The following is a 5,343-nucleotide window of genomic DNA, read 5'->3' on the forward strand; positions in this document are numbered from 1 at the left end:
AAAGATACAGCCAAATGTCACAGGCGGCGCTGTTCGAACTCCTTCTCGAATTCGGCATCATCGGCCTGCGGAGTGCGGAAGAGGAAGGCGAAGACGATCCAGCCGATGATCGCGACCAGGACGAAGCTCACCAGGCGGTAGACGAAGGCGGCGGCGACGGCCTGGGAGGCGGGCAGGGTCGCGCCCGCGGTCAGGCCGTAGATGAGGGTCGCGTCGACATAGACGATGCCGCCGGGTGCGAACGGGATAGAGCCGACGGCCTTGCCCACGGTGAACGCGATCAGCAGACCGGCCAGCTTCGGATCCGCACCGATCGCGTAGCAGGCGGCGCCGAGACAGGCCACATCGGCGAAGCGGTGCACCAGCGCCCAACCCGCGACCATCGCGCCGTCGCGCTTGCCGAGATCCACCGATTCCAGCTGCGAGAGCATATCGGCGATCTTGTTCATGCCCTGCTCGGCGGGGCGTTTGCGGATCCGGTTGAGCAGCGCGAGCCCGCGGCGCAGCACGGCCTCCAGCGCGCCCGGATTCTTCGACAGGTGGTTCCCCGCCCACACCAGCGCGATCACACCGGTCAGCGACAGTATGAGCTTGAACGGGCCGACCCGGTCGCCCACCAGCAGCGCACCACCGACGCCGAGCAGGGCAAGTCCGGCGGTTGCGATCACACCCGACATCACCAATTGCCAGGAGGCGACGATCGGATTCGCACCCCACCGGCGGGTCTGGCGATAAGTGAAGGCGGTGGAGAACACCTGTCCGGCAGGCAGCGTCACCGACATGGCGGTGGCGCCGTAGACGACGGCGACGGATTTGTGCTGACGGACCTCGACGCCGCCCGCATGCAGCAGTTGCTTCTGCACCCGGCTGAATCCGCTCATCGACAGGGCCTGCAACCAGATACAGGCGGCGACCCAGCCCCAATGAATTTCGGTGAGGTTATTCCAGGAATCGTGTAATCGTGGCCAGAGGTAGTAACCCTCGCCGATCAGCAATGCCAGCAGGGCGATGCCCGCGACCCATTTGACCCACCAGAATTTGCTCCGGCGACCACGTTTCGCCGGTCTGTCGGGGTCGTCGGACGGCTGCGGCGCAGGCTCGCCGGCTAGTTCCCCATTGGCCGTCACGCGGTCAGCCTAACGAACCGATTGTTTCGCTGTCTGCATCGACGTGCGGATCGGTCCCATCCTTCGGCCAGGCCAACCTGGTCTTTCGTCGCCGCCCGCGCAGCTGGACTTCCTCGCCCGTCAGCCAAAAATCCTGCTCACTTTCATCGGCGAAATACAGCGCACTGCCCGAGGCGAGTACGCGGCCGGGTTGATCCTTTGCCAGTTCGGTCAGGCGTGATGCCTCGTTCACCGGATCGCCGATGACGGTGTATTCGAAACGGTTTGCGGCGCCGATATTTCCGGCGACGGCCAGGCCCGCCGAAACTCCGATGCCGATATCGAGTCCGGGCACCTCGCGCAGGACTTCACGCAGTTCACGGGCGGCGGCCAGGGCGGCGGTCGGTGCGTCCGGACGGTCCAGCGGGGCGCCGAAGATCGCCAGTGCGGCGTCGCCGACGAATTTGTTGACGAAGCCGTGGTGCCGGTCGATGACGTCGACCACGATGCGGAAGAACTCGTTGAGCAGGCTGACCACCTCGGTCGGCGGTCGCTCCGCGGCGGTCGCGGTGGATCCGACCATGTCGACGAACAGCACGGCGACGAATCGGGTCTCGCCGCCGAGTTCGGTGCCGTAGTCGAGTGCGCGCTGCGCCACTTCCTCGCCGACGTGCTGGCCGAAGAGTTCTTGCAGCTGGCGGCGCTTGGCGGCCTCTTCCATCATGCGGTTGAAGCCGACCTGCAGCAGTCCGATCTCACTGCCGTCGAACACCTCGACCTGTACGTCGCGAGCGCCCTCCTGCACCCGGTCGATGGCCTGGCTGAGCTGGCGCACCGGGTCGGAGATGCTCGATCCGGTCAGCATCGACAGCGCCAGCGCCTGCATGATCACCACGCCGCACAGCAGCAGAATCGAGATGGCCAGCGACTGCGCGGAGAACTTCACGTCCGAGGAGATCTGGGTGACGCACAGCAGCACGATGGCGATGGTGGGCGCGAAGGTGCCCATACCCCAGGTCATCCCCATCCTGGTGCCGACGCCCGGCGTCAGCGTGTGGTCGAACGAGCCCTCGGTGAGGGCCTGAGCGGCGACCGGGCGCAGAATTCGTTCACCGAGCATGTAGGTGAAACCGAAGACGATCGTCGCGGCCATACATTCGGTGACGATGACGGCGCCCGCCAGCTCCGGCGCGTCCACGATGATGGTGGCCGCCAGGATGGCGCCGCCGATCAACCACAGCACCAGATGCAGGATGGCCTGGCGCAGCGGCGCGTGCAGTGCGGCCATCTGCTCTTGGTGGCTGGGCGGCCCACCGCGCATCTGCCAGCGCATCACCGGACGCAGCATCAGCGCCGAAGCGGCCAGGCTCAGCAAACCACCGGTGGTGAAAACCAGACCGGGAATCACCAGGCCGGTGCGTCGCGCACCGGCCGCCTCACCTTCGGGAACCGGGAGTCCATATTGGATGAACGCCCACACCAGGACCGCGCCGAAGGCATTGGCCAACAGCATCGATGTCAGGTACAGCGGCCAGCGCGTTCGCATGGTCTGTTTGACCGCTTCCAAGGGCGCTGACACGATCACCAATCTAGCGTTCAGCTCATCCGAGCATGTCCGCGGCGCTCTGCGGCCATTAGGCTCGCGGAGGTGACCGACCAGAAGGTTAGTGCTCTCGGAAAAGCCACTGCTGCGCGGTCGGCTGCTGATTCTGTCCATCCGTTCGTCCGAGTTTCCGCCGAGTGGGCGTGGCGGCTACTGGTGATGTTCGCCGCGCTGATCGCGATCACGATGGTCGTGCAGAAGTTGGCGACGGTGGTGATACCGCTTGCCATCGGCCTATTGGCCGCCGCAATGCTGGCGCCGCTGGTGGATTGGATGCAGCGGCTCGGGGTGCCCAGGTCGGTGGGGGTCTTCGTCGCGCTGGTCGGATCGCTCGGGGTGGTCGCGGGAATCATGACCTTCGTCATCGAGCAGTTCATCGAGGGCGTACCGCAGCTGTCCGACGAAATCACCCACAGCGTCCACGAAATTCAGGACTGGCTGATCAACGGTCCGCTGCATCTGAGCAATGAGCAGATTCGGAATGCGGGCGACACGATCGTCAAAACCATCCAATCGAACAGGGAAGGTCTCACCAGCGGGGCATTGACCACCGCGACGGTGATCGGGCATGTGCTCACCGGCGCGTTCCTGACCCTGTTCATCCTCATCTTCTTCCTTTACGGCGGCGATCAGATCTGGCACTTCGTCACCCGGATCGTGCCGACCCCGCATCGGGAAAAGGTGCGCACCGCAGGGCAACTCGGCTTCGGCACGCTGGTCGGATTCGTCCGCGCGACGGTGGTGGTCGCGCTTGTCGATGCCATCGGCATCGGTGCAGGTCTCGCGATTCTCGGGGTGCCGTTGGCATTGCCGTTGGCATCGCTGGTCTTCATCAGCGCGTTCATACCGATCGTGGGTGCATTCCTGGCCGGGACCATCGCGGTATTCATCGCATTGGTGACCAAGGGCTGGGTGACCGCGGTGATCGTGCTCGGCATCATCATCGCGGTCATGCAGCTGGAAAGCCATGTGCTGCAACCACTGCTGCTCGGTCGGGCGGTAAGCATCCATCCGCTCGCGGTGGTGCTGGCCATTGCGGCGGGCCTCGTGCTCGGCGGCATCGCGGGCGCTCTGTTGGCGGTGCCGTTCGTCGCGGTGATGAATACCGCGATCCGGTCGCTGCTGTCGGAGAGTCCGGAGGAGGCGTTCGAGGAACTGCACACCGGCGACGGGGGTCGATTCGCGGTGGAGCCGGATAAACCGGAGCCCGGCCGGTTCGATGTGGATGCGGTGCTGACCAGGGAGATGCACCGGGAGGACCGGTCGGATGACTCGGCCGGGCCCGGCTGAGGCCGGTGCGGCCGAGCTGAGCGCGGACGATGCGGCGACCGCGCCGCTGTGGCGTGCCGTGCAGGCATTGCGGCTGGTCACACTGCTCTATGCGGTCGGTCAGCAGATCGCCTCGGTGCAGCACTATCAGAATCAGCAGCTGAGCTGGGTACTGATCGCCGTGATGGCGGTGTGGTCCGGTACGTCGGCATTCATGTTGTCGCAGTGGCACTTTCCCGATGTGGCGCGGCTGCGGTCGTGGGTGGTGATCGGGGATCACGTGGTGGTGATCGCGCTGATCGCCTCGACCCGGTTGGTCGCCGACTACAGCTGGTACCACGGGCATCAGACGCTGCCGACCACGCTGTGGGTCGCCAATGCCGTTGTCTCCGCGGCGATTCTGCGCGGGCCGCTCGCCGGTGTGCTCTCCGGGCTGCTGATAGCGGGGGTCATCGTGACAGTGCGTGAGCAGTGGGGCCAGGATGTGTGGGCCGATGCGACCGCGCCGGTGCTCGTCTCCATCGGGCTGGCGCTCGGACTGGCCGCCAATACCGCGCGTCGGGCGCAGGGGCAGCTGGAACGGGCCGTTCGGTTGACTGCCGCGGCCGAGGAACGGGAACGGCTGGCTCGTGAGGTGCACGACGGCGTGCTGCAGGTGCTCAGCTACATCAAACGGCGCGGTAACGAGATCGGCGGTTCCACCGAGGAATTGGCGCAGCGAGCGGCGGAACAGGAAGTGGCGCTGCGGGTTTTGCTCTCCGAACAAGGTAGGCACGGGGATACCGGTGGTGCGGATGTCGATCTGCGGCCGCTGCTGACGGTGCACGCGACGCCGTCGGTGTTCGTTTCGACGCCGGGTGAGCCGGTGCGGGTCGGGCGTTGGATGGCGGGCGAGATCGCTGCGGCGGTGGCGAACGCGCTGTCCAATGTCGGGCTGCATGCGGGCCCGGATGCGAAGGCTTATGTGCTGCTGGAGGATACCGGTGACGAGCTGATCATCAGCGTGCGCGATGACGGTGTCGGGATTGCGCCGGGGCGCTTGGAAGAGGCGGCGGCCGAGGGGCGCATGGGGGTTTCGCGGTCCATCATCGGCCGCATCGAGACGTTGGGGGGAGCGGCGGTGTTACTGACCGAGGAGGCTGGTGGAGTTGGGTTCGGTACCGAGTGGGAGTTTCGGGTGCCGCGTTCGGACGCTGCCGCGTGAACTCACCGCAGCCGTGCTGGCCGGAGTCGGTGTCTCCGGAGCGCGGAGGAGGACACTGTGACCAGTGGTGATGCTGGTGATGCGGCCGAGGCGATTCTTGCCCGGGCTGCCCCACGTGCGCGAGCGAGCGGAGGAGGACCTTGTGACGAGTGATGATGCGA

4 protein-coding genes are annotated in these 5,343 nt (G+C 65.8%); 2 read left to right on the forward strand and 2 right to left on the reverse strand.

Annotation, left to right across the window (positions count from 1 at the left end; genetic code table 11):
* Nucleotides 1–17: 17 nt before the first annotated feature.
* Both NP3_RS45685 and NP3_RS45690 read right to left on the reverse strand, forming a co-directional pair.
* The gene (locus NP3_RS45685) at nt 18–1,127 is read right to left on the reverse strand and encodes a lysylphosphatidylglycerol synthase transmembrane domain-containing protein (protein ID WP_063047929.1); all 1,110 of its coding nucleotides are present in this window, start codon (nt 1,125–1,127) and stop codon (nt 18–20) included.
* Nucleotides 1,128–1,131: 4 nt separating this feature from the next.
* Nucleotides 1,132–2,652 carry an adenylate/guanylate cyclase domain-containing protein gene (locus NP3_RS45690; protein WP_174566323.1) on the reverse strand — a complete coding sequence of 507 codons (1,521 nt, stop codon included), beginning with the start codon at nt 2,650–2,652 and terminating at the stop codon, nt 1,132–1,134.
* 102 nt (nt 2,653–2,754) lie between these two features.
* On the opposite strand from NP3_RS45690, the gene NP3_RS45695 reads away from it, so the two are divergent.
* On the forward strand, nt 2,755–3,999 hold the full coding sequence (locus tag NP3_RS45695) for an AI-2E family transporter (RefSeq protein ID WP_063047930.1): 1,245 nt from the start codon (nt 2,755–2,757) through the stop codon (nt 3,997–3,999).
* Complete coding sequence (gene macS / locus NP3_RS45700; protein ID WP_063047931.1) at nt 3,977–5,182, forward strand: MacS family sensor histidine kinase; 1,206 nt, start codon at nt 3,977–3,979, stop codon at nt 5,180–5,182. Before NP3_RS45695 ends, macS begins: the two co-directional genes overlap by 23 nt.
* Nucleotides 5,183–5,343 lie beyond the last annotated feature (161 nt).

Source organism: Nocardia pseudovaccinii NBRC 100343 (assembly GCF_001613225.1).
GTDB classification, from domain to species: domain Bacteria; phylum Actinomycetota; class Actinomycetes; order Mycobacteriales; family Mycobacteriaceae; genus Nocardia; species Nocardia pseudovaccinii.